This window comes from Mesorhizobium sp. M7A.T.Ca.US.000.02.2.1 (genome assembly GCF_003996995.1).
Lineage (GTDB): Bacteria > Pseudomonadota > Alphaproteobacteria > Rhizobiales > Rhizobiaceae > Mesorhizobium.
This window is the reverse complement of sequence record NZ_RZTT01000596.1, coordinates 1-2,777: the sequence shown is the minus strand read 5'-3', so window position 1 is coordinate 2,777 and position 2,777 is coordinate 1. Positions and strand designations below refer to the sequence as shown.

Genomic DNA, 2,777 nt, shown 5'->3' with positions numbered 1-2,777 from the left:
CGTCCGTATCGGCCTCGACCTGCCGATCCTGGCGGTCGCGGCAACGATCCTCGGCGGCGTCGTCTTCGGTCGTGGCGACGGCGGCGTCTGGGGGCCTTTCTTCGGGGCGCTGTGTTTTGCGCTGCTGTTCGTGGTGATGACGGTGCTCGGCATCGACGAGCCCGGCAAGCTCATCGCGCAGGGCGTCATCATCCTCGGCGCGGCGATCTTCTACGGAGTGCGCGTGCGAAACCCCTGATTTGAAACGGCGAAGAGCAAGTGCGCCGGCGTTCAGACAATTGCAAACAGATGGAGAAACATGGATGTCACCGCCAAAAAACATCATGTGCTACGGCGACTCGCTGACCTGGGGCTGGGTTCCGGTCAAGGAAGGGTCGCCGACCTACCGCTACCCTTATGATCAGCGCTGGACCGGTGTGATGGCGGCGGCGCTGGGGGCGGGCTACCACATCATCGAAGAAGGCCTGAGCGCGCGCACGACCTGTCTCGACGACCCCAACGATCCGCGCCTGAACGGGGCGAACTATCTGCCCTCGGCCATCGCCAGCCATCTGCCGCTCGACCTGGTCATCGTCATGCTCGGCACCAACGACACCAAGTCTTATTTCCGCCGGACGCCTTATGAGATCGCCAATGGAATGGCGAAACTGGTCGGGCAGATCCTGACCAGTGCCGGCGGCATCGGCACCCCTTATCCGGCTCCCAAGGCGCTGGTCATTGCGCCGCCGCCGCTGACCCCGATGCCCGATCCGTGGTTCGAGGGCATGTTTGGTGGCGGGCACGAAAAATCCAGGGATCTGGCCAGGCAGTACAAGGCGATGGCGGATTTCATGAAGATCGATTTCCTCAATGCCGGCGATTACCTCACCACGGATGGTGTTGACGGCATCCATTTTACTGCCGGAAACAACGCCGATCTGGGACGCGCCGTCGCCGACAAGGTCAAGTCGATCCTTGAGCCGGGCAAGGTCAGCACTGCCGCCTGAAGCCGCCACGCCCGTCGGCTCGCGGCACACAGGCCTACGGCGCGGGTATATCGCTCGTTCCTCCGGCGATGCACATCTTATACGGGGCCGTTTGGCCCCGTATCGATGTGGCGCTCGACGCCTGCAGACCTGCGTTGATCTAGGGCCTTGTGCCCCGAGGAACATGATCGGCAGACGATTTGGTTTGGCGGTCGAAAACGACCGCCAGGCCGTTCTTCACGGCAAGCGAGGCGACCATGTCGTCGAGTTCGCGATCGGGAATGGCGGGTTTGAGGACCTGCCGGATGGCCCGATAGGCCTGCTCGGTCGACACATAGTCGTAGCGCTTTTTGCGCGCTTCCACATATTGCTCGATGAGAATGCCCAATCGGCGGGCGGCGATGTCATCTGGTTGCTGCAAGGGAGCCTCCTCAGCGTCGATCGTTTGCAGACCCCCGAGATGTAAAAACCCACACCGCGAAAGTTAAGGCCTGCTGTCGGCTTGAAGCCCAAAAAATCTATTGCCTTCGTTCAACGAACTGCACCGCAGAGTGTCATCGTGTCCGAACTGGCACATCGCAGCCGCAAGGCGCGGGTCAACTTGCCCGTCCGAATCCCGACCAAAGCGTGTATTCACAACAGCTCCGACAGAACGGCCATGAAATGGTCGTTCTCCGCTGTCGAGCCGATGCTGACTCGCACATAGGTGTCAAAACCCTGCTGCTTCCACGGCTTGACGATGACGCCGTGACGCAGCAGGCCTTCGACGAAGGCGGAAGCATCTTGCCGGCAGTTGAAGAACAGGAAGTTGCCCCTGGAGGCAGCGACATCGAGGCCCTTGCTCGCCAGGAAAGTCTCGACGCGTTTTCTCTCTGCACTGGCCAGCGCGACGACCCTGGCAAGGTGTTCGTCGTCGGCCAGTGCCGCGAGTGCGGCCGCCTGGGCCATCGCGTTGGCGTTGAAAGGCGTGCGGACGCGATCGAGCAGCGCGCGCAGCTCCGGGTCACCGACGATGCCGAAGCCGATCCGCAATCCGGCCAGACCGAACGCCTTGGAAAAGGTCCGCAGCACGATCCAGGGCCGGCCCAGCTTTTCGAGATAGGGCAGGGACGATGCATAATCGTCGCCCTTGGCATATTCGGCATAGGCTTCGTCGATGACGATCAGCGTCTCGTCGCCGACCGCATCCAGAACCCTCGACAGATCGCCGCCGGAGAGCCAGCTGCCGACCGGGTTCATCGGGTTCGAAAACAGCAGCATGCGCGGCCGTTCGCGCACCGCCTCGACCAGCGCATCGACATTGATGGTGAGATCGTCGTTGACGACAACGCGTTTGACGGTCGCCCCCATCAGCGTTGCGTAGTCCTCATGCAGCGGGAACGACGGATAGAGCGTGACGACCGCGTCGCCCGGCCGCAACACGGCACGGCTGATGACGGAGAGAAGGTCTTCGGAACCGTTGCCGAGGATGATCTGGCCCTCGGCGACGGCATATTTGTCGCCGATCGCCTGGCGCAGCTTGCGCCCGGCGGGGTCGGGATAGAGGCGGAACATCTCGGAGCCGGCATGCATCGTCGTGGCGAGCGTCGGGCTGGGCCCGAGCGGATTTTCGTTCGAGCCTAGTTTGGCGATCCTGGCCGGTGCGTATCGCTCCTTAACCTCGTCAATGGTGAGCCCGGAATTGTAGGGCGACAAACGGTTGACTTCGGTGCGGACCATATCCGAGGCTTTCGACACGGGTGGGCTCCTTTGCAGCGGATTTCGTCATCCGTACCGTAGTCGAAATGGTTTGTATATGCTTGTATATGTAAC

General features: G+C 61.8%; 3 protein-coding genes and 1 pseudogene. 2 read left to right on the top strand and 2 right to left on the bottom strand.

The features are described 5' to 3' along the window. Together EOD15_RS32215 and EOD15_RS32210 are read left to right on the top strand one after the other, a co-directional pair. A pseudogene (locus EOD15_RS32215) lies at positions 1-238 on the top strand (ABC transporter permease); the annotation flags it as partial. A gap of 64 nt (positions 239-302) precedes the next feature. Continuing rightward, the gene (locus EOD15_RS32210; protein ID WP_127271777.1) at positions 303-986 is read left to right on the top strand and encodes an SGNH/GDSL hydrolase family protein; all 684 of its coding nucleotides are present in this window, start codon (positions 303-305) and stop codon (positions 984-986) included. Between the two features lie 139 nt (positions 987-1,125). Here EOD15_RS32210 and EOD15_RS32205 read toward each other — a convergent pair whose 3' ends face one another. Next, the gene (locus tag EOD15_RS32205; RefSeq protein WP_127321364.1) at positions 1,126-1,386 is read right to left on the bottom strand and encodes a hypothetical protein; all 261 of its coding nucleotides are present in this window, start codon (positions 1,384-1,386) and stop codon (positions 1,126-1,128) included. A 212-nt stretch (positions 1,387-1,598) separates the two neighbouring features. After that, positions 1,599-2,702, bottom strand: coding sequence for a histidinol-phosphate transaminase (locus EOD15_RS32200; protein ID WP_127321363.1), 1,104 nt, complete (start codon positions 2,700-2,702; stop codon positions 1,599-1,601). Between the last annotated feature and the right edge of the window lie 75 nt (positions 2,703-2,777).